Source organism: Pseudomonas lalkuanensis (assembly GCF_008807375.1).
Classification (GTDB): domain Bacteria; phylum Pseudomonadota; class Gammaproteobacteria; order Pseudomonadales; family Pseudomonadaceae; genus Metapseudomonas; species Metapseudomonas lalkuanensis.
Map to the genome: position 1 here is coordinate 3,842,942 of NZ_CP043311.1, position 26,278 is coordinate 3,869,219.

Annotated in this window: 19 protein-coding genes; 9 read left to right on the top strand and 10 right to left on the bottom strand. The window is 63.1% G+C overall.

Going from position 1 to position 26,278, the window contains the following annotated elements; genetic code table 11:
* Window positions 1-48: 48 nt before the first annotated feature.
* A complete protein-coding gene (gene nhaB, locus FXN65_RS17930) occupies window positions 49-1,551 on the top strand; it encodes a sodium/proton antiporter NhaB (protein WP_151134905.1) in 1,503 nt (500 codons plus the stop codon).
* Here nhaB and FXN65_RS17935 read toward each other — a convergent pair.
* The 5 genes from FXN65_RS17935 to FXN65_RS17955 all read right to left on the bottom strand — a co-directional run bounded on the left by FXN65_RS17935 (window position 1,535) and on the right by FXN65_RS17955 (window position 7,267).
* On the bottom strand, window positions 1,535-2,863 hold the full coding sequence (locus FXN65_RS17935; RefSeq protein WP_394351249.1) for an amino acid permease: 1,329 nt from the start codon (window positions 2,861-2,863) through the stop codon (window positions 1,535-1,537). The two genes, nhaB and FXN65_RS17935, sit on opposite strands and share 17 nt — an antisense overlap.
* Window positions 2,864-2,919: 56 nt before the next feature.
* Window positions 2,920-5,175, bottom strand: a complete 2,256-nt coding sequence (locus tag FXN65_RS17940) for an Orn/Lys/Arg family decarboxylase (RefSeq protein ID WP_151134910.1) — start codon at window positions 5,173-5,175, stop codon at window positions 2,920-2,922.
* Between the two features lie 105 nt (window positions 5,176-5,280).
* On the bottom strand, window positions 5,281-6,018 hold the full coding sequence (dnaQ, locus tag FXN65_RS17945; protein WP_151134912.1) for a DNA polymerase III subunit epsilon: 738 nt from the start codon (window positions 6,016-6,018) through the stop codon (window positions 5,281-5,283).
* 40 nt (window positions 6,019-6,058) lie between these two features.
* A complete protein-coding gene (gene rnhA, locus FXN65_RS17950; protein ID WP_151134914.1) occupies window positions 6,059-6,502 on the bottom strand; it encodes a ribonuclease HI in 444 nt (147 codons plus the stop codon).
* Entirely contained in the window at window positions 6,503-7,267 is a 765-nt protein-coding gene (locus tag FXN65_RS17955; RefSeq protein ID WP_151134916.1) for a methyltransferase domain-containing protein, read from the bottom strand.
* A gap of 61 nt (window positions 7,268-7,328) precedes the next feature.
* Here FXN65_RS17955 and gloB point away from each other — a divergent pair, with 61 nt between their 5' ends.
* Together gloB and FXN65_RS17965 are read left to right on the top strand one after the other, a co-directional pair.
* Window positions 7,329-8,108 (top strand): hydroxyacylglutathione hydrolase, encoded by a 780-nt coding sequence (gene gloB, locus FXN65_RS17960; protein WP_151134918.1) that lies wholly within the window; start codon window positions 7,329-7,331, stop codon window positions 8,106-8,108.
* Window positions 8,109-8,206: 98 nt separating this feature from the next.
* Complete coding sequence (locus FXN65_RS17965) at window positions 8,207-9,802, top strand: lytic transglycosylase domain-containing protein (RefSeq protein WP_151134920.1); 1,596 nt, start codon at window positions 8,207-8,209, stop codon at window positions 9,800-9,802.
* A gap of 46 nt (window positions 9,803-9,848) precedes the next feature.
* Here the strand turns inward: FXN65_RS17965 and FXN65_RS17970 are convergent, their stop codons facing one another.
* Entirely contained in the window at window positions 9,849-11,294 is a 1,446-nt protein-coding gene (locus tag FXN65_RS17970) for an HDOD domain-containing protein (protein ID WP_151134922.1), read from the bottom strand.
* Between the two features lie 236 nt (window positions 11,295-11,530).
* Here FXN65_RS17970 and FXN65_RS17975 point away from each other — a divergent pair, with 236 nt between their 5' ends.
* The 6 genes from FXN65_RS17975 to fabI are packed head-to-tail and all read left to right on the top strand — an operon-like array spanning window position 11,531 to window position 19,733.
* Entirely contained in the window at window positions 11,531-13,357 is a 1,827-nt protein-coding gene (locus tag FXN65_RS17975) for an extracellular solute-binding protein (protein ID WP_151134924.1), read from the top strand.
* On the top strand, window positions 13,354-15,201 hold the full coding sequence (locus tag FXN65_RS17980) for an extracellular solute-binding protein (protein WP_151134926.1): 1,848 nt from the start codon (window positions 13,354-13,356) through the stop codon (window positions 15,199-15,201). The genes FXN65_RS17975 and FXN65_RS17980 overlap by 4 nt, the downstream gene beginning before the upstream one ends.
* On the top strand, window positions 15,202-16,287 hold the full coding sequence (locus tag FXN65_RS17985; protein ID WP_151134928.1) for a microcin C ABC transporter permease YejB: 1,086 nt from the start codon (window positions 15,202-15,204) through the stop codon (window positions 16,285-16,287).
* A gap of 2 nt (window positions 16,288-16,289) precedes the next feature.
* Entirely contained in the window at window positions 16,290-17,309 is a 1,020-nt protein-coding gene (locus FXN65_RS17990) for an ABC transporter permease (RefSeq protein WP_151134930.1), read from the top strand.
* Window position 17,310: 1 nt separating this feature from the next.
* Window positions 17,311-18,918, top strand: coding sequence for an ABC transporter ATP-binding protein (locus FXN65_RS17995; RefSeq protein ID WP_151134932.1), 1,608 nt, complete (start codon window positions 17,311-17,313; stop codon window positions 18,916-18,918).
* A gap of 20 nt (window positions 18,919-18,938) precedes the next feature.
* Window positions 18,939-19,733: an enoyl-ACP reductase FabI gene (fabI, locus tag FXN65_RS18000; protein ID WP_151134934.1), complete on the top strand. Its 795-nt coding sequence runs from the start codon at window positions 18,939-18,941 to the stop codon at window positions 19,731-19,733.
* A 155-nt stretch (window positions 19,734-19,888) separates the two neighbouring features.
* On the opposite strand, the gene FXN65_RS18005 is transcribed toward fabI, so the two are convergent.
* The 4 genes from FXN65_RS18005 to clpX all read right to left on the bottom strand — a co-directional run bounded on the left by FXN65_RS18005 (window position 19,889) and on the right by clpX (window position 26,195).
* Window positions 19,889-21,763 carry a SurA N-terminal domain-containing protein gene (locus FXN65_RS18005; RefSeq protein WP_151134936.1) on the bottom strand — a complete coding sequence of 625 codons (1,875 nt, stop codon included), beginning with the start codon at window positions 21,761-21,763 and terminating at the stop codon, window positions 19,889-19,891.
* A 212-nt stretch (window positions 21,764-21,975) separates the two neighbouring features.
* Window positions 21,976-22,248 carry a nucleoid-associated protein HU-beta gene (gene hupB / locus FXN65_RS18010; RefSeq protein ID WP_003087931.1) on the bottom strand — a complete coding sequence of 91 codons (273 nt, stop codon included), beginning with the start codon at window positions 22,246-22,248 and terminating at the stop codon, window positions 21,976-21,978.
* Between the two features lie 136 nt (window positions 22,249-22,384).
* Window positions 22,385-24,781, bottom strand: a complete 2,397-nt coding sequence (gene lon / locus FXN65_RS18015) for an endopeptidase La (protein WP_151134938.1) — start codon at window positions 24,779-24,781, stop codon at window positions 22,385-22,387.
* Window positions 24,782-24,914: 133 nt separating this feature from the next.
* A complete protein-coding gene (gene clpX, locus FXN65_RS18020; protein ID WP_028627763.1) occupies window positions 24,915-26,195 on the bottom strand; it encodes an ATP-dependent Clp protease ATP-binding subunit ClpX in 1,281 nt (426 codons plus the stop codon).
* Window positions 26,196-26,278 lie beyond the last annotated feature (83 nt).

The following is a 26,278-nucleotide window of genomic DNA, read 5'->3' on the forward strand; positions in this document are numbered from 1 at the left end:
GCACCTTCCCAGCGCCTTCCAACCACCACAAGCCCAGGAACAACCTCGATGCCCGCCTCACCCACCGCGGCCCTCGGCCGCAACTTTCTCGGCAATTCGCCGCAGTGGTACAAGCTGTCGATCATCGCGTTCCTGGTCCTGAACCCGCTGGCGCTCTGGTCGCTGGGACCGGTGGTGGCGTCGTGGATGCTGGTGGGCGAATTCATCTTCGCCCTGGCCATGGCACTCAAATGCTATCCGCTGCTACCCGGCGGGTTGCTGGTGGTCGAAGCGCTGCTGCTCGACCTGGCGACACCCCAGGCGGTGTATGAGGAGTTGCAGCACAATTTCCCGGTCATCCTCCTTCTGATGTTCATGGTGGCCGGCATCTACTTCATGAAGGACCTGCTGCTTCTGCTGTTCTCCCGCCTGTTGCTCGACGTGCACAGCAAGACGCTGCTGGCCTTGATGTTCTGCCTGCTGGCGGCCTTCCTCTCGGCCTTCCTCGATGCACTGACTGTGACCGCGGTGATCATCAGCGTCTGCCTGGGCTTCTACGCCGTCTACCACCGCGTGGCCTCGGGCACTCATGCGGACGACGAATACAGCCCGCATTCCGACAGCGAGATAGCGGGATCGAACCGCGAGGATCTGGACACCTTCCGCGCCTTCCTCCGCAGCCTGCTGATGCATGCCGCCGTGGGCACCGCACTGGGTGGCGTCTGCACCCTGGTGGGCGAGCCGCAGAACCTGTTGATCGGCCACGAAGCCGGCTGGCATTTCAAGGACTTCTTCCTGCGAGTGGCGCCGGTGTCCATGCCCGTGCTGGCGGCAGGCCTGCTGACCTGTGTGCTGCTGGAGAAACTGCGCTGGTTCGGCTATGGCGCGGAGCTGCCGGACAACGTGCGCCGGATACTGGCGGAGTTCGCCCATGAAGAAGGCACCCGGCGTACCCAGAGCCAGCGCCTGGCACTGATGGTCCAGGGCGCGGCAGCGCTGATCCTGATTGCCTGCCTTGCGCTGCATGTGGCCGAGGTGGGCCTGATCGGCCTGCTGGTCATCGTGCTGATCAGCAGTTTCAACGGCATCACCGACGAACACCAGATTGGCAGGGCCTTCCAGGACGCCCTGCCCTTCACAGCGCTGCTGGTGGCGTTCTTCGCGGTCGTGGCGGTTATCCAGCAGCAGCACCTGTTCACGCCGATCATCCACGCGGTTCTGGCACTGCCTGCGGAACAGCAGCCGGGCATGCTGTTCATCGCCAACGGTCTGCTGTCGGCCATCAGCGACAACGTCTTCGTCGCCACCATCTACATCACGGAAGTGAAGAACGCGTTGCGGGCCGGCAACATGACCCGCGAGCACTTCGATACCCTGGCGGTGGCCATCAACACCGGCACCAACCTGCCCAGCGTCGCCACGCCCAATGGCCAAGCGGCCTTCCTCTTCCTGCTCACGTCATCCATCGCGCCACTGGTGCGTCTGTCCTACGGGCGAATGGTGTGGATGGCCCTGCCCTACACCATCGTAATGGGCCTGCTCGGCTGGTGGGCCGTCAGTCACTGGCTCTGACAACCGCCTCCGCCTGCACCCGGTTGCGCCACTGGCGCCAGGTGTACAACGGGATGCCGGCCATCAGCACGAGGAAGCCCCAGAAGATGGCCTGCTCGCCAGTGCCGTACAGGGCCCAGATGGAATAGACGAAGCCCAGCACGCCAATGGCCACCAGTCGACCCCGTTCGCGCTCGGAGAAATCACCGGGTTTCACCGCCAGTTGCTGCAGCAGCGCGGCGGTGCAGAAGGCATAGGGCACGACACCGGTCATGGTGCCGAGCAGGATGATCACGTTGAACACGTCCACCAGATCGCCCTGGCCATCCACCAGCACCAGCGCGGTGACCAGCACGCCGGACACCAGCAGGCCGTGGGCCGGCACGCCGTACTTGTTGGTCTGCGCCAGGGACTCGGGCAACAGGCCATCGCGAGCGGTAGCCATGGGAATCTGCCCCTGCAGCAGCACCCAGCCATTCAGTGCGCCGAGGCAAGCGATCACCGCGCCCGCCGCCACCAGGTGATAGCCCCACTCCCCCACCAGCACACGCGCCGCGTCGGCAAAGGGCGCGGTGGAACGTGCCAGTACCTCCGGAGGCAGCACGCCCTGCACCGCGGTGATGGATAGGATGTACACCCCGGCCGCCACCAGGGTGCCGAACACCGTGGCGCGCGGGATGGTGCGCTTCGGGTTGTCGACGTGGTCCGCCGGCACGGTGGCCGACTCCAGGCCGATGAAGGACCACAGGGTCAGTGCCGCCGTGGTGGCGATGGCCTGGGCATAACCGCCGGCGCCGGCCGGCAGTTCGCTCACCTCGGGGATGCGAAGGTACTCGGGGTTGAAGGAAAACCAGCCGAGCACGCCCACCAGCAGCAGCGGCACCAGCTTGAGCGCCGTGAGCACGTTCTGCGCCAGGCCGAAGGCGCCGATCCCGCGCAGGTTGATCAATGTGCATAACCAGATGGCGCCGATGGCGGTGGACACCATCAACACCGGGTCGCGCAACGCAGGAATGAACACCTGCAGGTAGCCCACCAGGGTCACGGCGATGGCGGCATTGCCGATCCAGGCCGCCTTCCAGTACGTCCAGGCGCAGAGGTAGCCGGCAAAGCTGCCGAAACCGTCACGGGTATAGGCATAGGGGCCGCCCGCAGACGGATTGAGCCGCGCCAGCCGGGCGAATGTCAGGGCCAGTATCACCGCACCGGTGCTGGAGATCAGCCAGCCGAACAGGCTGAGGCCACCGTAGGCCGCCAGGCTGGAAGGCAGCAGGAACACTCCCGAACCGATCATGTTGCCCACCACCAGCGCAGTGCAGGTCCAGAACCCCATGCTGCCCCGTGACTTCCCCCCGTTTCCTTGTGCCATCGATGCTCCCGCCGGCTGATTTATTCCCTGATGCAGTCCACTGTATAGCAGCGCCCCGCAGGACTTTCCTGACAGTGAAGGCCGTGCACGTCGATATCGAAGCCCGGGAAGCTCAGGTCGAAGGTCCGCGCGAACTCCAGATAGTCGATGATCGCGCGGGTTTCCGAAGTGAAGCGCTCGCCCGGCATGATCAGCGGGATACCCGGCGGATAAGGCACCAGCATCACGGCTGCGATGCGCCCCTGCAGTTTGTCCAGGGGCACCGGTTCCACCTCGCCGCGCACCAGCTTGTCGTAGGCGTCGGCCGGCTTCATCGCCAGCTCCGGAAGTTTGGTGTACATGCGCCGCAGCGCCTTCGGCGTGGCACTGCTGCGGTAACAGGCGTGCAGTGCGTCGCAGAGATCGCGCAACCCCATGCCGGCATAGCGCGAGCCGTGGGCGGTGGCAATGGAAGGCAGCGCCTCGGCCAGGGGCTGGTTGGCGTCGTAGCCGCGCTTGAACTCCAGGAGTTCGGTGAGCAGCGTGCTCCACTTGCCCTTGGTGATGCCCATGGAGAACAGCACCAGGAAGGAATAGAGGCCGGTCTTCTCCACCACCAGCCCGCGTTCCCAGAGGAACTTGCTGACCACCGCCGCCGGAATGCCCTGCTCGCCGAGCTTGCCGTCCGCGGTGAGGCCGGGCGTCACCAGGGTGACCTTGATCGGATCGAGCAGCACGTAGTCTTCCGCCACGTCGCCGAAACCGTGCCAGTCGGCATCCGGGCGCAGCAGCCAGTCTTCCGTGACCACCGCGTCTGCCCCCTCTACCAGCGGCGGCTCCCAGATATCGAACCACCAATCGTCCGCCGCCAGGTTCTGCCAGACGTTGGCCAGCGCCCGGCGGAAACGCAGGGCCTCGTCGAAGGTTTCCTGGATGAGCGAACGCCCGGCCGGCCCTTCCATCATCGCCGAGGCCACGTCGAGGGAGGCGATGATGCCGTACTGGGGCGAGGTGGAGATGTGCATCATGAAGGCTTCGTTGAAGCGGTGCCGGTCCAGTTGGCGCGTGCCGCCATCCTGTACGTGGATCATCGAGGCCTGGCTGAAGGCCGCCAGCAGCTTGTGGGTCGAATGGGTGGTGAACACCAGCGGCGAGTGCTCCTCGCGGCTGGTGCACATGCCGTAGCGCCCAGCGTAGAACTCGTGGAAGGCGGCGTAGGCATACCAGGCCTCGTCGAAGTGCAGCACTTCCACCGAGTCGCCCAGGGCCTGCTTGATGAGCTCGGCGTTGTAGCAGAGCCCGTCGTAGGTGGAGTTGGTCACCACGGCCAGCTTGACCTTCGGCTCACGCCCCTTGGCCAGGGGGCTGGCGTCGATCTTCGCCTGGATCGATTCGCCGCTGAACTCGCTCAGGGGAATCGGCCCGATGATGCCCAGCTCATTGCGTTCCGGCGTCAGGTATAGCGGGATGGCGCCGGTCATGATGATCGAGTGGACGATGGACTTGTGGCAGTTGCGGTCCACCAGCACCAGATCGTCGCGGCCGACCATGGAGTGCCAGACGATCTTGTTCGCCGTCGAAGTGCCGTTGATGACGAAGAAGGTGTGGTCGGCGCCGAAGTTCTGCGCGGCCCTGGCCTCGGCTTCGGCCAGCGGGCCGGTGTGGTCCAGCAGAGAGCCCAGTTCCGGCACCGACACCGAGAGGTCCGAACGCAGCGTGTTCTCGCCGAAGAACTGGTGGAAGGCCTGCCCAACCGGGCTCTTGCGGTAGGCCACGCCACCACCGTGCCCCGGCGTGTGCCAGGAGTAGTTGGATTGCGCGGTGTGCTCCACCAGGGCGCGGAAGAACGGTGGCAGCAGCCCTTCCAGGTAGTTGCGAGCGGCGCGGGCCACCTGGCGGGCGAGGAAAGGCACGGTGTCTTCATAGAGGTAAAGCAGGCCGCGCAGCTGATTGAGGTCGGCCATGGCCTCGGCCGGCGCGTTCTCGATGGTCACCTGTTCGCCGAGGGCGAAGATCGGCAGCTGCGGTGCGCGAACCCGGGCAACGCGGATCAGCTCCACCATGTCCTGCAACAGGCGCTGGTTCTCCCCGGCGCCCTCGGCAGCAACGAGGATGCAGGCGAGCCCGTGGTGGGTGGAGGCTACGATGCGGCCTTCGGCGGAGCTGGCGGTGGGGAGGATGGTGAAACCGTCCTGCTCCAGTTCGCGGGCGATGGCACGAACCCGGTCGCCAGCAACAGTGTCGGCCTTGATATCGCGATGGACGATGAGGACGGGGAACTTGAGTTCTTTGTACATTGTTGCTCCCTGAGGGGCGGGCCCGGCCCACCTTTCTCCTCAGGGTAGAAGCTCACTCGCGGGGGTGGTACCCCCGCTGCTTCAGGCTGTAGGTAAAGGTCGCAATCAGGAAGCCGGCGGCGTTTCCATCTGCACCCAGAGGGCGGGCGCCCCGGCGGACTTCTCGATGACCGCCAGGCGCGCGGCGTGGGCGGCCAGCTCTTCTTCGCTGGCCCGAATGACCCGGCCACGCGTTCGATCGGCCGGCAGACGGCGAATCGGCGAAGCCTGCGCTCGGCCACCGCTACCATCGCCACCGTCCCCGGCGAGGGAGAGGTTGGTCTGGCCGCCGGTCATCGCCAGGTAGACGTCGGCAAGGATCTCGGCGTCGAGCAGTGCGCCGTGCAGTTCGCGATTGGAGTTGTCGACGTCGTAGCGCTTGCACAGGGCGTCGAGGCTGTTGCGCTGCCCCGGATGGCGCTCACGGGCCATCAGCAGGGTGTCGAGCACCGTGCAGTACTCGGTGACGTCGCTACGCTCGCTCTGCCCTTGCAGGGCGAACTCGTTGTTGATGAAGCCGATGTCGAACGCCGCGTTGTGGATGATCAGCTCGGCGCCCTTGATGAACTCGAAGAACTCGTCGGCGATGTCCTTGAAGCGCGGCTTGCCCACCAGGAATTCGTTGGTGATGCCGTGTACCGCGATGGCGCCTTCATCCACCTCACGGTCGGGTTGCAGGTAAACGTGGAAGTGCCGCCCCGTCAGGCGACGGCCTTCCATCTCGACGCAGCCGATCTCGATGACCCGGTGACCATCGGTAACCGGCATGCCCGTTGTTTCGGTGTCCAGTACTACATAACGCATGTTCAGAACCTATGAAGGAGGATGCCGCAAGGGGCCAATTCTAGCGGGCACCCAGTTCGCTGACACCCCGATTCGCCAACTGGTCGGCGCGCTCGTTGCCAGGGTGGCCGGTATGGCCGCGAACCCACTGCCAGCGCACGTTATGGCGATTGACCTGCTCGTCGAGCGCCTGCCAAAGGTCGGCATTCTTTACCGGCTGCTTGGCGGCGGTCTTCCAGCCGCGCTTCTTCCAGTTGGGCATCCACTCGGTGATACCCTGCATCACGTACTGGGAGTCGGTGATGATCTTCACCTCGCAGGAACGCTTGAGTGCCACCAGGCCCATGATCGCGGCCATCAGTTCCATGCGGTTGTTGGTGGTATCGCGCTCACCGCCCCAGAGCTCGCGCTCGGCGCCCTTGTAGACCAGCAATGCACCCCAGCCGCCCGGGCCGGGATTGCCCTTGCAGGCGCCGTCGGTATAGATCTCGACCAGATCGCTCACTTAAGCCTCATGTTTCGAATCGCACCGGCTGACCTTGGCAACTGGCATGGGAACCAGCTTGCCCATGGGCTCGCGCCGGGGCTGACGCAGTGGCCGCAGGCCGATCACCAGCTTGCGCGCCACCAATAGATAGAAGCCCGCGCCGAACCCTTGTCCGGCCGCGCCCCAGCGCTCCAGGCGGGCCAGGCGGGTTTGCCAGGCGGGCGAAGCGAGCGGCGGACGATAGCACCCGAAGCGGCGTTTCTCCAGCGCGAAGCCCAGCAGGTTGAGCCAGTCGCAGACCTTCGCCGGCGAGATGCAGCGTGCCTGGCGCAGGGCGTCCCGGGCGAAATAGTGCCGCACGCCCCAGGCGCTCCAGGGATTGACCCCGACGATGATCAGATGGCCGCCGGGACGTACGCTGCGAGCCGCTTCACGCAGCAGGCTGTGGGGAGAGAGGCAGAAATCCAGGCCATGCTGCAGCACCACCACATCGGCGGCGTGCTCGCTGAGGGGCCAGGCAGCTTCCTCGCAGGCAATCTCCACCCCCGGCAATGGCGCGCCGAGGTGTACGCTGCGCTGGATCTGCTTGGCGCCCGGCGGCAGCTCCGCGCGCGGTCCGTAGTGCACCAGGTAGCCGCCGAAGTACCGCGCCAGTTCGTCCTCCAGCAGACGTTGCTCTTCGAACAGCATCAGGCCGCCCAAGGGGCCGGAGAACCAGGAACGGGCCCCGGTGATCAGCTCCAGCCAGTCGGCATCGGCTTGGGCGAATGCTTTCTCGGTCATGGCAATCTCCTGCGTCAGAGCCCTAAGATGCTCCATTGCTCTCAGCTTGGCGACTCCCTTCATGATCCAGATCGACGCCCTCCCCGCCTTTTCCGACAACTATCTCTGGCTGCTGCAGGATGCCGACACCCGCCGCTGTGCCGTGGTCGACCCCGGTGATGCCGCACCAGTCTTGGCCTGGCTCGAGGCCCATCCCGGCTGGACGCTGACCGACATTCTGGTCACCCACCATCATCACGACCACGTCGGCGGCGTGGCGCACCTCAAGGAAACCTGCGGCGCCCGTGTCCTGGGCCCGGCGCAGGAGAAGATTCCGGCACGTGACCTGGCCCTGGTCGATGGCGACACCGTGCATGTGCTTGGCCTGGACTTCCAGGTGTTCGAGGTGCCTGGCCACACCCTGGGACATATCGCCTATTACCATGCGGACAACGACCGCCCGCTGCTGTTCTGCGGAGATACACTGTTCGCCGCCGGCTGCGGCCGCCTGTTCGAAGGCACCCCGGACCAGATGCACCACTCCCTGAGCCGCCTGGCCGCGCTGCCGGCGGCCACCCTGGTGTTCTGCACTCACGAATACACCCTCAGCAACCTGCGCTTCGCCAAGGCGGTGGAGCCCGAAAACCACGCCACTTCAGAGCGTTTCGACGCCGTCACCCGGCTGCGCGAACAAGGTGGCATCAGCCTGCCATCAAACATCGCCCTGGAACGGGCCACCAATCCCTTCCTGCGGGTAGCTGAAATATCCGTTAAACAAATGGCCGACGAGCGGGCCGGCCGGGACAACGCCACGCCCGCCGAGGTCTTCGCGGTTCTGCGGGCCTGGAAGGATCAATTCTGAACACCCAGCCAGGCTGTGGCCAACTGGTGAAAACTTGACCAGCCATAGGTCGGTTCCTAGAATCCCCGAACTTTTTTGCTGGAAAAACCCCACAGCCAATGTTGTCTTCGCCGATCAAAACCTTTGACTTGGATGCATTGGCACGAGCCGCGCGCGTGCTCGTCGTGGTGTGCGCCACCACACTCGCCGGCTGTTCGGGCATGGGTCAGAAGGACGACGACCAGGGCCGGGATACCGACCGCGCCCTGGACATGAACCAGCAGACCCAGTGGCTGGAAGAGGCCGAGACCGAGCGCGAACCTCAGGACATCTGGGCGCGCATGCGCAATGGCTTCAAGCTGCAGGACGAAATCGGCGTCAACCCGCGTGTAGAGCGCCAGCGCCTCTGGTACGTGAGCAAGCCTTCCTTCCTGGAAAGCGCCAGCGCGCGCGGCAGCCTCTATATCCACTACGTGGTGGAACGCCTGGAGGAGCGCAACATGCCCCTCGAACTGGCCCTGCTGCCAGTCGTGGAAAGCGCCTACAACCCCTTCGCCTATTCCCGCAGCCACGCCGTCGGCATCTGGCAGTTCATCCCGTCCACCGGCCGCCATTACAACCTGCGCCAGACCAACTGGTACGACGGCCGCCGCGATATCACCGCGTCCACCAACGCCGCACTGAACTATCTGGATCGCCTGCATGAAATGTTCAACGGCGACTGGCTGCTGGCGCTGGCGGCCTACAACGCCGGGGAGGGCACCGTCAGCCGCGCCATCGAACGCAACCAGAAGCTCGGCCTGCCGACCGACTACTGGAACCTGCCGCTGCCCCAGGAAACCCAGGACTACGTGCCCAAGCTGCTGGCCCTGTCGCAACTGGTGATGGCGCCGGAAGCCTACGGCGTGAACCTCAGCCCCATCGCCAACGAGCCCTACTTCGAAGTGGTGGAGGTCAAGCAGCAGCGCCTCGATCTGTCCCAGGTCGCCGAACTGGCCGACATGGAAGCCGACGAGATGTACCAGCTCAACCCGGCCTTCAAGAAGCGCATCACCATGGACGGCCCGCAGCACCTGCTGGTGCCCACCGACAAGGCCGAACTGCTGACCGCCAACCTCGCCCTGATGAAGCCCAGGGAGCTGGTGGACTGGAAGCAATACCGCGTGCGTAACGGCGACAGCCTGCATGGCATCGCCAACCGCTACCACGTGACAGTCAAGACGCTGAAAGAAATCAACGGCCTCTCCAGCAACCACCTGCGGGTGGGCCAGCAGCTGAGCATTCCGGTCGAGCCGGGCCTCCAGCCCGAACAACCGCTGTTCCAGAACGTCGCCAGCGCGCCCGACCCGGCCCCGGCACGCAGCCACAAGGTCAAGAGCGGTGACAACCTCTGGAGCATCGCCCGCCAGTACAAGGTGGACGTGCAGGACATCAAGCGCTGGAACCAGCTCAAGGCCAATCACCTCAAGGCCGGCCAGGTGCTGAAGCTGCAAGGCGGCACCACCCAGGTCTCCAGCGCCAGCAAGAGCACCGGGAAGGCCAAGTCCAAGGGTGACGGTCGCGAATCGGTGACCTACTACAAGGTCAAGCAGGGTGACTCGCTCTACCTGATCGCCAAGCGCTTCAATGTCGAGATGAAACACCTGCAGCGCTGGAACCCCCGCAGCGGCGGAAGCCTGAAACCAGGCCAGACACTGACCGTCTACCTGCCCTGATCCCCGTGCGGCCGGGCGGTTCGTCCACCCGGCATGCCATCGCCCGCTAGGACCTCTGCGCCATCGCCTCCAGGCATCTTCCCGCCGCCTGGGCGAAATGCTGGAACGCCACGAACTGCTCATGCCTGAGCGCCCGCCCCGAAAGCCGGCAATCGGCGTAGATCACCCCAATCTCGCGCTTGCCAGCCAAAAGCGGGGCAATAAAGAACATCCCCTGCCCCAGCCACTCGCGCATCGGCCGCGTCACCAGGTCGTTCAGGCTGTAGCTCGCAGGCACTCCCATCCACAGCGTCTCGCGAGTACGCAGTGCGTAGCTGAAGAGGTTGGGTTGTTCGGACTGCCCGGCCGGCAGGGCGAACCCCTCCAGCCAGCGCTCGCTACCCTCCCCCAACGCCCGGCGCACGGTGAAGCGGCTGCGCTGGTCGGTCAGCACCGCCACCATCACCCGCTCCAGCCCCGCCCCCTGGTGCAAGCCCTGGAGCAGGGTATCCAGCACCAGATTGATATCCGCCTTGCGTGAGACCAGCATCCCCAGTTCCTGCAACGCCTGCTGCATGACCAGCAGGTTCGGCTGCAACTGACGCGCCTGGCGCTGCTCCCGCTGGAGCTGGATCTGTTCCGGATCAGTGTGGGGAATCAGGTGGCAAAGCTTGCTGGCGCCGAAGGTCGTCGCCACCTTGACCGCCTCGTCGGCACTGGCCAGCACCTGCTGCATGGCCTCCTCGCGGCTGAGTCCGACCTGGTTCGCCAGTTGCTCCACCAGTTGCGTCATGGCTGGGGAGTCCCAACCCTGCAGGGCCGCTTCGCTGATACGCACGCCCAGGCTCACGGCCTTCACTGCGGAGTCGCCCTGGGCCGAGCCGGCGTGGGCCAGGCTCGCCAGTTCGCCGAGGTTCCAGCTACGCACGAGGCCGAGGGTCAACTGACGAAAGCTGGTACCCAGCACATCGCGCACCGCCTGGTCGGCATCGACGCCCGGCTGCGCCAGCGCAGCGGCCAGCTCATCGGCCTGCTCGCCGCCGCAGCCCCAGAAGGCCAGCTCACCCAGGTTGTGCAGCAAAGCGGCGATGAACACCTCTTCCTGGCTACGCGCCAGCAGATAGCCGGCTATGTTTCGTGCCTGGACGGCAGCATGGAAAGACCTGGCGAGCAGCTCGGGAAGCTGCTCCCGCGGGCCGCGAGTCAGCAGATTGTCGATAAGGCTCACCGAGAGTCCGATCAGGCGCACGTTCTCGAAGCCGATCAGGACGATGGCGCGAGAGATGGTACGGATGGGTTCCTGGGAGGGGTTGTAGTAGACGCTGTTGGCAACCTTCAGCACCTTGGAGGTCAGGGTCGCGTCGCGCAGCAGCACATCGGCCAGCTGCTGCACGGAAGATTTGTCCTGTTGGGCCATCTGGTGCAAGTCCTGCACCACCGCGGCCAGAGCGGGTAATTCAGCCTCGTTGAGGCGGTCGATCCATGACTGCAAACCATGGCTGCGTTCACCCAAGATTGGCACCTCTGCACAAATTTCCGGATGGTGGCCAGAATGCTGGCCAGCTACGCGCAGGCTGACCCTTTTTTCTTGCCTGTACAAGCTGTTACTGTACTTGCCAGCCGTTACCGCCGACACCCGCGGCGCGTGACTTCCGACACGATTTCGCTGGCCCGACGCCCGCGCGATACCGCCAGCGAGGCCAGCGCCCACATGCCTGACACGATAGCCATGGATCGGACCTCCGCCTGATGCGTCGCCTTGCATTCATGCTCATCGGCCTGCTGGCGCAACCCTGCTTTGCCAGCCTTATCGAAAGTCACGGCTACGCCCAGTTCGGCACCCTGAAATATCCGGCCAACTTCGAGCATTTCGACTGGGTCAACCCCAGCGCCCCCAAGGGCGGCACCCTGCGGGTCATGGCCTTCGGCACCTTCGACACCCTCAACCCTTACACCTTCAAGGGTACCAGCCCGGTGTCCACGCCCAATTTCCCGCAGTATGGCGTGACCGAACTGAACGAGCCGCTGATGGTGGGCACCGGTCAGTACGACCCCTCCGGCGACGAGCCGGCCTCCAGCTACGGCCTGATCGCGAAAAGTGTCGAATACAGCGAAGACCGGAGCTGGGTGGTATTCAACCTGCGCGAGCAAGCCCGGTTCCACGACGGCAAGCCGATCACCGCCTATGACGTGGCCTTCTCCTACCGCACCCTGGTCAAGAATGGACACCCGCAGTACCGCACCAGCCTGCAGGAAGTGAAGCGGGTCGACATCCTCAACCGCCACAGCATCCGCTTCGTGCTCAAGCGCGCCGGCAATCCGCTGCTGATCCTGCGGCTCGGCGAGTTGCCGGTGCTGCCCCAGCATTACTGGAAGGATCGCGATTTCAAGGCCACCACCTTCGAGCCGCCGCTCGGCAGCGGCCCCTACCGCATCACCCAGGTCCAGCCGGGGCGCAGCCTGGTGTTCGAACGGGTCAAGGACTGGTGGGGCGAGAAACTGCCGGCCAATCGCGGCAAGTACAACTTCGACCGGGTCGAGGTGGAGTTCTACCGCGACAGCAACGTCGCCTTCGAAGCCTTCAAGGCAGGCGAGTTCGACTTCTACATCGAGCACCAGGCGAAGAACTGGGCAAACGGCTATCGTTTCCCGGCCATTGCCAGGGGTGACGTGATCCGTGCCGAGATTCCGCACCAGATCCCGACGCAGACCCAGGCGCTGTTCATGAACACCCGCCGCGCGGTGTTCGGCGACCGCAAGGTGCGCGAGGCGATGGGGCTGATGTTCGACTTCGAATGGACCAACCGCACCCTGTTCAACAACGCCTACATGCGCGCAGCCAGCTACTACCCGAACAGCGAGTTCGGCGCAGTGGGCAAGCCCGAAGGACATGAGTGGCTGCTGCTGTCGCCACACCGCAAGGAACTGCCGGAAGCGCTCTTCACCCAGCCGTTCCAGGTGCCCACTACCGAAGGTCGCGGCATCCCGCGGGAAACCCTTCGCCGCGCCCTCGGTCTATTGGCGGAAGCGGGCTGGAAGTTGTCCGGCCAGCGGTTGCTGAATGATCGCGGCCAGCCGCTGCGATTCGAAATCCTGCTGGTCAACCCGAACCTTGAACGCATCCTCCAGCCCTATCGCGAAAACCTCGCCAGCATCGGCATCGACGTCAGCCTGCGCACGGTGGACCGCGCCCAGTACAAGCAGCGCCTGGACCACTTCGACTACGACATGATCCTGATGACCCTGCCACAAACCCTGAGTCCCGGCCTGGAGCAATACCTGTACTTCCACTCCAGCCAGGTGGGCGTGAAAGGCAGCAAGAATTACGCGGGTGTCGCCAACCCGGTGGCCGACGAAATGATCGACAAGCTCCTCGGCGCCCAGAGCCGAGACGAGCAGTTGGCCGCCGCGCGCGCCCTCGACCGCACCCTGCTCTGGGAGCACTACAGCATCCCCAACTGGTACATCAACTATCACCGCCTGGCGTACCGCAACCGGTTCGCCTTCGTCACCACGCCGCCCTATACCCTGGGCCTGCGTGCCTGGTGGCTGAAGCCCACGGAGAACGCCCGATGAGCAAAACGCTGCGCACCCTTTGCCTGCAAGGCTGCGGCGCCCTGCTGCTGTCACTGGCCGGACTCGCCATCGCCGAGCCCAAACACGCCATCACCCTGTACGACGAACCCGCCAAGTACCCGGCCGACTTCAAGCACTTCTCCTGGGTCAACCCGGACGCCCCCAAAGGCGGCGTGCTGCGTCTCTCCGGCGTCGGCGGCTTCGACAGCCTCAACCCCTTCATCCCGCGCGGCAACTCGGCGGACCAGCTCGGCCTGATCTACGACAGCCTCACCTTCCATTCCCCCGACGAGCCCTTCACCGAATATGGCCTGCTGGCGGAGAAGATCGAGAAGGCGCCGGACAACAGCTACGTGCGCTTCTACCTGAACCCCAAGGCGCGCTTCAACGACGGCCAGCCGGTGACCGCCGAAGACGTGGTCTTCACCTTCAATACCCTGGTCGAACACGGCGACCCGATGTACCGCCACTACTACGCGGACGTGGCCAAGGTGGAGGCCGAGGACAAGCAGCGCGTGCGCTTCGACTTCAAGCATTCCGGCAACCGCGAGCTGCCCCTGATCCTCGGTCAGATCCAGGTGCTGCCCAAGCACTACTGGGACGGCCGCGACTTCGGCAAGACTGGACTGGAGCCGCCGGTGGGCAGCGGCCCCTACCGCATCACCAAGGTGGATGCCGGCCGCTCGATCCGCTACGAGCGGGTCAAGGACTGGTGGGCCAAGGACCTGCCGGTAACCCGCGGCTACTACAACTTCGACGCCATCACGGTGGATTACTACCGCGACATGTCGGTTGCCCTGGAAGCCTTCAAGGCCGGGCAGTTCGACTTCAACCTGGAGTACTCCGCCAAGGACTGGGCCACCGGCTACGACAGCCCTGCCCTGCGCGCCGGCAAGATCGTCAAGGAAGCCATCCCGAACCATAACCCCACCGGGATGCAGGGCTTTGCCTTCAACATTCGCCGGCCGGTATTCCAGGACCGCCGCGTGCGCGAGGCCATCGCCTTGCTGTTCGACTTCGAATGGGCCAACAAGCAGTTATTCTTCAGTTCCTACAAACGCACCAGCAGCTACTTCGAGAACTCGGAGATGGCCGCCCACGAGATACCCGATGCCAATGAACTGAAGATCCTCGAACCGCTGAAGGGCCAGGTGCCGGACGAGGTGTTCACCCAGGTGTTCCAGCCGCCGGTCAGCGATGGCAGCGGCATCATCCGCGAGCAGAAACGCCGCGCCTACCAGTTGCTCACGGAAGCTGGCTACAAGATCGAGAACGACAAGATGGTCGGCCCGGACGGCAAGCCGCTGGCCTTCGAGTTCCTCATCGCCCAGGCCAACCTGGAGCGGGTGATCCTGCCTTTCAAGCGCAACCTGGCGGAGCTCGGCATCGACCTGCAGATCCGGCGCGTGGACGTTTCCCAGTACATCAACCGCCTGCGTTCCCGCGACTTCGACATGATCCCTGCCACCTGGGGCCAGTCCAACTCGCCGGGCAACGAGCAGATGGAGTTCTGGCACTCGCGCAGCGCCGACAGCGCCGGCAGCCGCAACTTCATCGGCCTGCGCGACCCGGCCATCGACAAACTGGTGGAGGCCCTGATCCGCGCCGACTCGCGCCAGAGCCTGGTGGAACACGCTCGCGCCCTTGACCGGGTGCTGCTGTGGGGGCACTACGTGGTGCCCAACTACTACGTGGACACCTACCGCGTGGCCTACTGGAAGCAGCTCCAGCGTCCGCAGCACACGCCGCTCTACGACTTCGGCCTGATGACCTGGTGGCAGGTACCGGGCGCGGAAGCTGCCAGCCAGCCCGAGCAAACCACTTCCGCGCCGGATGCCCAGTAAATGCTTGCCTACATACTGCGTCGACTGCTGCTGATCATTCCCACCCTGTTCGGCATCCTGCTGATCAACTTCATCATCATCCAGGCCGCCCCCGGCGGCCCGGTGGAGCAGATGATCGCCAAGCTGGAAGGCTTCGACGCCGCAGCGGGCGGCGCCACCGGGCGCATTTCCGGCGGCGGCTCGGAGGTGGCCACCGCGGGCTCCAACTACCGCGGCGCACAGGGCCTGGACCCGGAACTGGTGGCCGAGATCGAGAAGATGTACGGCTTCGACAAGCCGGCCCCCGAGCGCTTCTGGCTGATGATCACCAGCTACCTGAAGCTGGACTTCGGCACGAGCTTCTTCCGTGACGCCAAAGTCATCGACCTGATCATCGAGAAGTTGCCGGTGTCCATCTCCCTCGGGCTCTGGAGCACCCTGATCATGTACCTGGTGTCCATCCCGATGGGCATCGCCAAGGCAGTGCGCCACGGCAGCGCCTTCGACGTCTGGAGCAGCACGGCGATCATCGTCGGCTACGCCATCCCAGCCTTCCTCTTCGCCATCCTGCTGATCGTCCTGTTCGCTGGAGGCAGCTACTTCGACTGGTTCCCCCTGCGCGGGCTGACCTCGAACAACTTCGACGAGCTGAGCTTCACCGGCAAGATCCTCGACTACTTCTGGCACCTGGCCCTGCCGGTGACCGCCCTGGTGATCGGCAACTTCGCCACCCTCACCCTGCTGACCAAGAACAGCTTCCTCGACGAGATCAACAAGCAGTACGTGATCACCGCCCGTGCCAAGGGCCTGTCGGAAAATCGCGTGCTCTACGGTCACGTATTCCGCAACGCGATGCTGCTGATCATCGCCGGCTTCCCGGCGGCCTTCATCGGCATCTTCTTTACCGGCTCCCTGCTGATCGAGGTGATCTTCTCCCTCGACGGCCTGGGCCTCCTGAGCTTCGAGTCCGCACTGAACCGCGACTATCCCGTGGTGTTCGGCACGCTCTTCATCTTCACCTTGCTGGGACTGGTCGTGAAACTGATCGGCGATCTCACCTACACCCTGGTCGATCCGCGCATCGACTTCGAAAGCCGGGAGGGTTGAGCATGGCACTCTCCCCCATCAACCAGCGGCGCTTCGAGCGTTTCAAGGCCAACAAACGCGGCTGGTGGTCGCTCTGGCTGTTCCTGATCCTCTTCGTCCTGAGCCTGGGCGCCGAGCTGATCGCCAACGACAAGCCGCTGGCCGTGAGCTATGACGGCCAGTGGTATTTCCCCGTCCTCAAGCGCTATCCGGAAACCGCCTTCGGCGGCGAATTCCCCCTGGAAGCCAACTACAAGACGCCCTATATCCGCGAACTCATCGAGTCCAAGGGCGGCAGCATGATCTGGGCCCCCATTCCGTTCAGCTACGACACCATCAACTACGAACTCAAGGTTCCAGCCCCCGCACCGCCCTCGGCGGACAACTGGCTCGGTACCGACGACCAGGGCCGCGATGTCCTGGCGCGGGTCATCTACGGCTTCCGCGTCTCGGTGCTGTTCGCCCTGACCCTGACCATTCTGAGCTCCATCATCGGCGTGATCGCCGGTGCCCTGCAGGGCTTCTACGGCGGCTGGGTAGACCTTGCCGGACAACGTTTCCTGGAAATCTGGTCCGGCTTGCCGGTGCTCTACCTGCTGATCATCCTCGCCAGCTTCGTGCAGCCGAACTTCTGGTGGCTGCTGGGCATCATGCTGCTGTTCTCCTGGATGAGTCTCGTGGACGTAGTGCGCGCCGAATTCCTGCGTGGCCGCAACCTGGAGTACGTGCGCGCCGCGCGCGCCCTGGGCATGCAGAACGGCGCCATCATGTTCCGCCACATCCTGCCCAACGCCATGGTGTCCACCATGACCTTCATGCCGTTCATCCTCACCGGCGCCATCGGCACCCTCACCGCGCTGGACTTCCTCGGCTTCGGCCTGCCGCCGGGAGCCCCGTCCCTTGGCGAGCTGGTGGCCCAGGGCAAGTCCAACCTGCAGGCACCCTGGCTGGGCATATCCGCCTTCCTGGTGCTGGCGGCCATGCTGACCCTGTTGGTGTTCATCGGCGAAGCCGCGCGCGATGCCTTCGACCCGAGGAAGTGAGATGAGCGAGAACCTGATTGAAATCCGCGACCTCTCCGTCGAGTTCGTCGCAGGCGAGAAGGTCCAGCGCGTGGTCGAGGGCGTCAGCTTCGACATCCGCAAGGGCGAAACCCTCGCGCTGGTGGGAGAAAGCGGCTCCGGCAAGTCGGTGACGGCGCACTCCATCCTGCGCCTGCTGCCCTACCCGCTCGCCCGCCATCCGAGCGGCAGCATCAACTACTCGGGCAAGGACTTGCTGAAGCTGCCCGAAGCCAAGCTGCGTGGCATTCGCGGCAACCGCATCGCCATGGTCTTCCAGGAGCCCATGACCTCGCTGAACCCGCTGCACAGCATCGAGAAGCAGATCAATGAGGTGCTCGCCCTTCACAAGGGCCTGACCGGCAAGGCCGCCACCAAGCGCACCCTGGAGCTGCTGGAACTGGTCGGCATTCCTGAACCGCACAAGCGGCTCAAGGCCTTTCCCCACGAGCTTTCCGGCGGACAGCGGCAACGGGTGATGATCGCCATGGCGCTGGCCAACGAGCCGGAGCTGCTGATCGCCGACGAGCCGACCACGGCGCTGGACGTCACCGTGCAGCTGAAAATCCTCGAGCTGCTCAAGGAATTGCAGGCCCGCCTGGGCATGGCGCTGCTGCTGATCAGCCATGACCTGAACCTGGTTCGGCGAATTGCGCATCGCGTATGTGTCATGCAGCGCGGTTGCATCGTCGAACAAGCGTCGTGTGATGAGCTGTTCCACGCACCGCAGCATCCCTACACCCGGGAACTGCTCGGCGCCGAGCCTTCGGGCCGGCCGGCGGAGAACCCCGCGGGGGCGCCACTGTTGGAGGTCGAAGACCTGCGCGTGTGGTTCCCGATCAAGAAAGGGCTGTTGCGGCGCACTGTGGATCACGTCAAGGCGGTGGACGGTGTCAATTTCAGCCTGCCGCAGGGCCAGACCCTGGGAATCGTGGGCGAAAGCGGCTCCGGCAAGTCCACACTGGGCCTGGCGATCCTTCGGCTGCTGGGCAGTCGCGGCGGTATCCGCTTCCAGGGCGAGGCCCTGGATGGACTGTCGCAGGGTGAAGTGCGGCCGTTCCGGCGGCAGATGCAGGTGGTCTTCCAGGACCCCTTCGGCAGTCTCAGCCCACGCATGTGCGTGGGCGACATTGTCGGCGAGGGCTTGCGGATCCACCGCATCGGCACCGAGGCGGAGCAGGAACAGGCCATCATCGACGCGCTCCTGGAGGTAGGACTGGACCCGGAAACCCGGCACCGCTACCCCCACGAGTTTTCCGGCGGGCAGCGGCAGCGGATTGCCATTGCCCGGGCATTGGTGCTGAAACCGGCACTGATCCTGCTGGACGAGCCCACCTCGGCGCTCGACCGGACGGTTCAGCGCCAGGTAGTGGAGTTATTACGCAGGCTACAGACCAAGTACGACCTGACCTACCTGTTCATCAGCCATGATCTGGCGGTGGTCCGGGCATTGAGTCACCAGCTGATGGTGATCAAGCACGGGCAGGTGGTCGAACAGGGTCCGGCCGATGCCATCTTCGCCGCCCCGCAGCACAGCTATACGAAGCAGTTGCTGGAAGCCGCATTCCTGGCTCCGGGAACTGCCCATTAACCAGAAGAGGATGAAAGCACATGGGTTTTCTCGCCGGTAAGCGCGTACTGATCGTTGGCGTAGCCAGCAAACTGTCCATCGCATCGGGCATCGCTGCAGCCATGCACCGCGAAGGCGCCGAGCTCGCCTTCACCTATCAGAACGAAAAACTGAAGGGCCGCGTGGAAGAATTCGCCGAGGGCTGGGGTTCCAGCGCCGAGCTCTGCTTCCCCTGCGACGTGGCCAAGGACGAAGAGATCGCCGCGGTCTTCGAGGCCCTGAGCAAGAAGTGGGATGGCCTGGACTGCATCGTGCACTCCGTTGGCTTCGCCCCGGGCGACCAGCTGGATGGCGACTTCACCGAAGTCACCACTCGCGAAGGTTTCCGCATTGCCCACGATATCAGCGCCTACAGCTTCGTGGCCCTGGCCAAGGCCGGCCGCGAAATGATGAAAGGCCGCAACGGTAGCCTGCTGACCCTGTCCTACCTGGGCGCCGAGCGCACCATGCCGAACTACAACGTCATGGGCATGGCCAAGGCCAGCCTGGAAGCCGGCGTCCGTTACCTGGCCGGCAGCCTCGGCCCGGAAGGCACCCGCGTCAACGCCATCTCTGCCGGCCCGATCCGTACACTGGCCGCTTCCGGCATCAAGAGCTTCCGCAAGATGCTTGCCGCCAACGAGAAGCAGACCCCCCTGCGCCGCAACGTGACCATCGAAGAAGTCGGCAACGCCGGCGCCTTCCTCTGCTCCGACCTGGCTTCGGGTATCAGCGGCGAAATCATGTACGTCGACGGTGGCTTCAATACCACCGCCATGGGCAATATCGAAGACTGATAGTCGCCCTGACGGAAAAGCCCGCACTCGTGCGGGCTTTTTTGTGCAGCGTTTGAATGCATTCGCCTCGTAGGAGCGAGTTCTGCTCTCGAAGCGACTCCGGGCACGCGCAAAAGAAAAAGGCCGCTTAAGCGGCCTTTTCTTCAGCGAGTCGATCAGAAGCGTTCGATCTTCGCTTTTTCTTCCAGCTGACGACGGAACGCAGCGAAGTCCTGTTGGCCACTGCGCGAGGCCAGGAAGCGGCTATACATCGCCTTTTCCTGCTCGGAGAGCTTCTCTTCCGACTGGTTCACACCGTTCAGGCGGATCACCACGTAATCGCCATCGTTCAGCTTCACGCCAGTGAATTCCGGCTTGTCGGCTGCGGCCGGCTTGGCCATGCGGAACAGCGCCTGCAGCAGCACCGGATCAACACCCTCCTGGCTGCGAGTAGCGGCTTCCACCACCTGCCAGGACTGACCGTCCTGCGCCTGCTCGATCGGAGTCTTGCCTTCACGCAGGCTGGCGATCAGGGCATCGCCCTTGGTCTTGGCAGCTTCGCTGGCCTTCTGGCTCTGCAGATGCTGACGAATGCTGTCACTGACCTTCTCCAGTGCCAGCTGCTCAGGCTTCTTGTGCTCTTTCGCACGCAGGACGACGACGGTATCCGGATCCAGTTCGATGGCCGAGCTGTTGGCGCCGTCTTCCAGCACTTCCGGGCTGAAGGCAGCCTGGAGCACCTGGCGATTGGCAGTCAGGCCTTCACCGCCTTCACGGCCGAAGGGCGCGCTGGTCTTCACTTCCAGGTTCAGTTCCTGGGCCGGCTGGGCAAGGTCGGACGCCTCGAACGCGGCATCTTCCAGCTCCTTGCTCACCTCGACGAAGCGCTGCTCGACCTGCTGGGCCTTGATGTCATGCTCGAGCTTCGGTTTCAGGCTCTCGAAGCTCGGCACATCAGGTGCCTGCACGCCCAGCAGCTTGATCAGGTGCCAGCCGTACTGGGTGCGCACCGGGGCGGAAACTTCGCCCTGCTTCAGTGCATACAACGACTCTTCGAACGCGGGCTCGTAGACGCCAGGACCGGCAAAACCGAGGTCGCCGCCGTTGGCAGCAGAACCGGAATCGTCGGAGAACTCCTTGGCCAGCGCTGCGAAGTCTTCGCCCTTGTCCAGGCGCTGCTTGATCTGCTCGATCTTGGCCTTGGCCTGCTCTTCGTTCAGTTTGTCATTGACCTCCACCAGGATGTGGGCGGCCTGACGCTGTTCGGCAAGGTTGCTGATCTCTTTCTGGTACTGGGCCTTGAGGTCTTCCTCCTTGGCTTCGACCTGGCTGAAGAAGGCAGACTTCTTCAGTTCGACGTACTCGATCACCACCTGTTCAGGGCTCATGAACTGATCGGAGTGGCCGTCGTAGTAAGCCTTGACCTCGTCATCGGAAACGCTGACCGCAGCCGGGTCGGCCTTCAGGGTCAAGGTCGCGAAATCGCGGGTCTGCTTTTCCAGGCGGGCGAAGGCTTCAACTTCAGCATCAGTCACGAAACCGCTGCCAGCCAGACCGGCACGCAGCTGGCCGATGAGCATTTCCTGCTCCAGCATCTGGCGGAATTGCAGACGGTTGTAGTTCATCTGGCGGATGACCTGGTCGAAGCGGTCGGCGTTGAACTTGCCGTCCACCTGGAATTCCGGCGTCTGCAGGATCAGCTGGTCAATGGAGCCCTGCGAGAAGGCGAAATCGGCATCCTTCGCACCTTGCAGCAGGAGCTTGCGCTCGATCAGGCCTTTCAATGCGGCCTCACGCAGCAGCTTCTCGTCCAGCAAGGACGCGTCGAAGTCCTTGCCCAGCTGCTGTTGCAGCTGCCGGCGCTGCATGTTCACCGCTTCGCTCAGCTGGTCCAGGGTGATTTCGTCACCGTTGACCTCAGCCGCGTTCTGGCGATTGCTGGTGGCATTGAAGATGGCGTCGAAACCGGTCAGCGCCAGCAGCGCGATGATGACGCCAATAATGGTTTTGGCAATCCACCCCTGTGAATTGTCCCGAATGTTCTGCAGCATGCGTCCCCCAGAAACGGTTGCATGGGATCGCAACCGAGTAACGCGGGTAGAGTATCCGAATATGAGAAAGGCGCATCCAAGGATGCGCCTTCTCGTAGCTTGCGGAGTCTGAGATTCGAACTCTCCGGCAGTAGGAAGTAACCTTTCGCTTCCACCACTCCGCTATCGGGCCAGGCTGAACCCGGCCCGGTCGGGCAGAGCCCGAAAGACGCTTAGTTGACGGCGTCTTTCAGAGCTTTGCCGGCCTTGAAGCCAGGGATCTTGGCAGCAGCGATCTTGATCGGCTTGCCAGTCTGCGGGTTGCGGCCAGTACGAGCAGCACGCTCTTTAACAGCGAAAGTACCGAAGCCAACCAGCACTACGGAGTCACCAGCCTTCAGAGCGCCAGTAACGGATTCGATAACTGCGTCCAGCGCGCGGCCAGCTACAGCTTTCGGGATGTCAGCAGATGCGGCGATAGCATCGATCAGTTCCGACTTGTTCACTCTTAAGTCCCCTTATTTCTGTTGAGTTGTTTCTTAGTTGTTTGGTGTAAGCAAAGCGGGTGCTGGATGGCCTGCCAACACATAAGAGCCGCTCTTATAACAAGGGCTCGAAAAATGTGTCAAGAAAGCCCCCCGGCTAATGCGTGCTGATTCGCTCCTTGGAATCAGTCTCGCGCTTGTCATCCTTTGCAACCATCTCCGGAGCCGCATCGGGCAAGGGCTCCGGGGCGTATTGCAGCGCAATTTGCAGGACCTCGTCAATCCATTTAACTGGTTTAATCGCCAAGTCTTGCTTGATATTTTCGGGAATTTCTTTCAGATCACGCACATTCTCTTCGGGAATGATCACGGTCTTGATTCCACCACGATGTGCGGCCAGTAATTTCTCTTTCAGACCACCAATCGCGAGCACCTGTCCGCGCAGAGTAATTTCCCCCGTCATGGCCACATCGGCACGAACCGGAATCTGCGTCATGGCCGAAACCAGGGCGGTGCACATACCGATACCGGCACTCGGACCATCTTTCGGAGTAGCGCCTTCCGGCATATGGATATGGATGTCGCGCTTTTCGTGGAAGTCAGCCGGAATACCCAGGCTCTTCGCGCGGCTGCGCACCACAGTCAGAGCAGCGGTGATGGATTCAGCCATCACGTCGCCCAGCGAACCGGTCTTGGTCAGTTGCCCCTTGCCGGGAACGACCGCCGCTTCGATAGTCAGCAGCTCGCCGCCAACCTGGGTCCAGGCCAGGCCGGTCACTTGACCGATCTGATCCTGCTGCTCGGCCAGCCCGTAACGGTACTTGCGAACGCCCAGATAGTGTTCAAGCGATTCGGCGGTGACCTGAACCGCGAAGCGCTTCTCACGAGCGTGCTCCTTCACGGCCTTGCGGCACACTTTGGCGAGCTGGCGCTCGAGGCTGCGCACACCGGCTTCGCGGGTGTAGTAACGAATGATGTCGCGGATGGCCGCTTCGTCGAATTCCAGCTCGCCCTTCTTCAGGCCGTTGGCCTTGGTCTGCTTGGGCGCGAGGTATTTGACCGCGATATTGACCTTTTCGTCCTCGGTGTAACCCGGCAGACGGATCACCTCCATACGATCCAGCAACGGAGCCGGAATGTTCATGGAGTTGGCGGTGCACAGGAACATCACGTCCGAGAGGTCGTAGTCGACCTCCAGGTAGTGGTCGTTGAAGTTGTGGTTCTGCTCAGGGTCGAGCACTTCCAGCAGTGCGGATGCCGGATCACCGCGCATGTCACTGCCCATCTTGTCGATTTCATCGAGAAGGAACAGCGGGTTGCGCACGCCGACCTTGGTCATCTTCTGAATCAGACGCCCCGGCATGGAACCGATATAGGTACGGCGGTGACCACGGATCTCTGCCTCGTCACGCACGCCACCCAAGGCCATGCGTACGAACTTGCGGTTGGTGGCACGGGCGATGGATTCGGCAAGCGAGGTCTTGCCGACGCCAGGCGGCCCAACCAGGCAGAGCACCGGACCCTTGACCTTCTTCACGCGCTTCTGCACGGCAAGGTACTCGAGGATACGTTCCTTGACCTCTTCCAGGCCGTAGTGGTCGGCATCGAGGATATCCTCGGCCTTTGCCAGATCCAGGCGAACCTTGCTCTCGGCCTTCCACGGCACATTGACCAGCCAATCGATGTAGGAACGCACCACGGTCGCTTCAGCGGACATCGGAGACATCTGCTTCAGCTTATTCAGTTCAGCGTTGGCCTTGGCCAGCGCTTCCTTGGTCAGGCCAGCATTGTCGATACGCTTCCTCAGCTCCTCGACTTCGTTGTGACCTTCGTCGATATCGCCAAGCTCTTTCTGAATGGCCTTCATCTGCTCATTCAGGTAGTACTCGCGCTGGCTGCGCTCCATCTGCTTCTTGACGCGACCACGGATGCGCTTCTCGACCTGCAGCAGGTCGATCTCGGCATCCAGCAGCGCCAGAACGTGCTCGACGCGCTCGGAGAGGTCGGTCAGCTCGAGGATTTCCTGTTTCTGCTCGATCTTCAGCGCCATGTGGGCAGCCATGGTGTCCACCAGACGGCCCGGCTCATCGATGCTGTTCAGCGAAGAAAGAACCTCGGAAGGCACCTTCTTGCCCAGCTGTACATACTGTTCGAACTGGCTGAGCAGGCTACGGATGAATACTTCGGATTCGCGCTCACCCGCGTCGACTTCGTCGACCAGGCTGACCTCAGCGCGGCAATGACCGTCGACCTCGATGAATCGCTCGATGGAACCACGCTGCTCGCCCTCGACCAGCACTTTCACGGTGCCATCCGGCAGCTTGAGCAGTTGAAGTACGGTGGCGACAGTACCCATGCGATACAGGGCATCTTCGCCCGGATCGTCATCGGCCGGGTTCTTCTGGGCAACCAGGAGAATCTGCTTGTCTCCCGTCATTGCCGCTTCGAGCGCCTCGATGGATTTCTCACGCCCTACGAACAGCGGGATGACCATGTGCGGATAAACCACGACATCGCGCAATGGCAGGAGAGGTAATTCGGCAGTCGTATTCATGGTATCAGCTCTACGGCGGCCCTCAGGCCGTAAACAGATGGGAAAACCCTTGGCCCTAAGATGGGGTTAGGTCAGGGAAAAAACAAGCTTTGAGGCAGGAAATACAAAGGGGCCCGTAGGCCCCTTTGTTTCATCAAGCGTCAGGCGCCGCCTTGGCAGGCTGCTCGTTGTTCTCGTAGATCAACAGAGGCTTGGACGATCCCTCGATGACACTTTCGTCGATGACTACCTTGCTTACATCTGTTTGAGAGGGAATCTCATACATGGTGTCGAGCAGGATACCTTCGAGAATGGAACGCAGGCCACGAGCACCGGTCTTGCGCTCCAGCGCCCGATGGGCGACGGCTTTCAGCGCATCCGGTCGGAACTCGAGGTCAACGCCCTCCATCTCGAACAGTTTGGCGTACTGCTTGGTCAGTGCGTTCTTCGGCTCGGTGAGAATCTGCATCAGGGCAGCCTCGTCCAGCTCGTCGAGGGTGGCGATGACTGGCAAACGGCCTACGAACTCCGGAATCAGGCCGAACTTCACCAGATCTTCCGGTTCCACTTCGCGCAGGGCTTCGCCCACCTTCTTGCCGAGGTCCTTGCTGCGAACTTCGGCGTTGAAGCCGATTCCGCCCCTGGTAGAGCGATTCTGGATCACCTTCTCCAGGCCCGCGAACGCGCCACCGCAAATGAACAGGATGTTGCGGGTATCGACCTGCAGGAACTCCTGTTGCGGGTGCTTGCGGCCACCTTGCGGCGGCACCGAGGCAACAGTGCCTTCGATCAGCTTCAGCAAGGCCTGCTGCACGCCCTCGCCTGATACGTCACGGGTGATGGACGGGTTGTCAGACTTGCGGGAAATCTTGTCGATTTCGTCGATGTAGACGATGCCCATCTGGGCCTTCTCGACGTCGTAATCACACTTCTGCAGCAATTTCTGGATGATGTTTTCAACGTCTTCACCAACGTAGCCAGCCTCGGTGAGGGTGGTGGCGTCAGCGATGGTGAAGGGTACGTTGAGCAGACGTGCCAGGGTTTCAGCCAGCAGGGTCTTTCCGGAGCCGGTGGGGCCGATCAGCAGGATGTTGCTCTTGCCCAGTTCGACGTCATCTTTCTTGTCGCGCTGGTTAAGACGCTTGTAGTGGTTGTACACCGCTACCGCGAGGACCTTCTTCGCACGCTCCTGACCAATCACGTACTGGTCGAGGATGGTGCGGATTTCCTTGGGTGCGGGCAGTTTGTGCGCACTGCTTTCGGCCTGGGCTTCCTGCACCTCCTCGCGGATGATGTCGTTGCACAGGTCGACGCACTCGTCGCAGATGAATACGGAGGGACCAGCAATCAGTTTGCGTACTTCGTGCTGGCTTTTGCCGCAGAAGGAGCAATAAAGCAGTTTGCCGTTGTCCTCGCCGTTGCGGGTGTCAGTCATTCGATCGATCCAATCGGGTAGGCGTGAAACACAAGATGAAGGCAAATGCGGGCATTTTCAACCCCGCGAAACGGCCGGATATT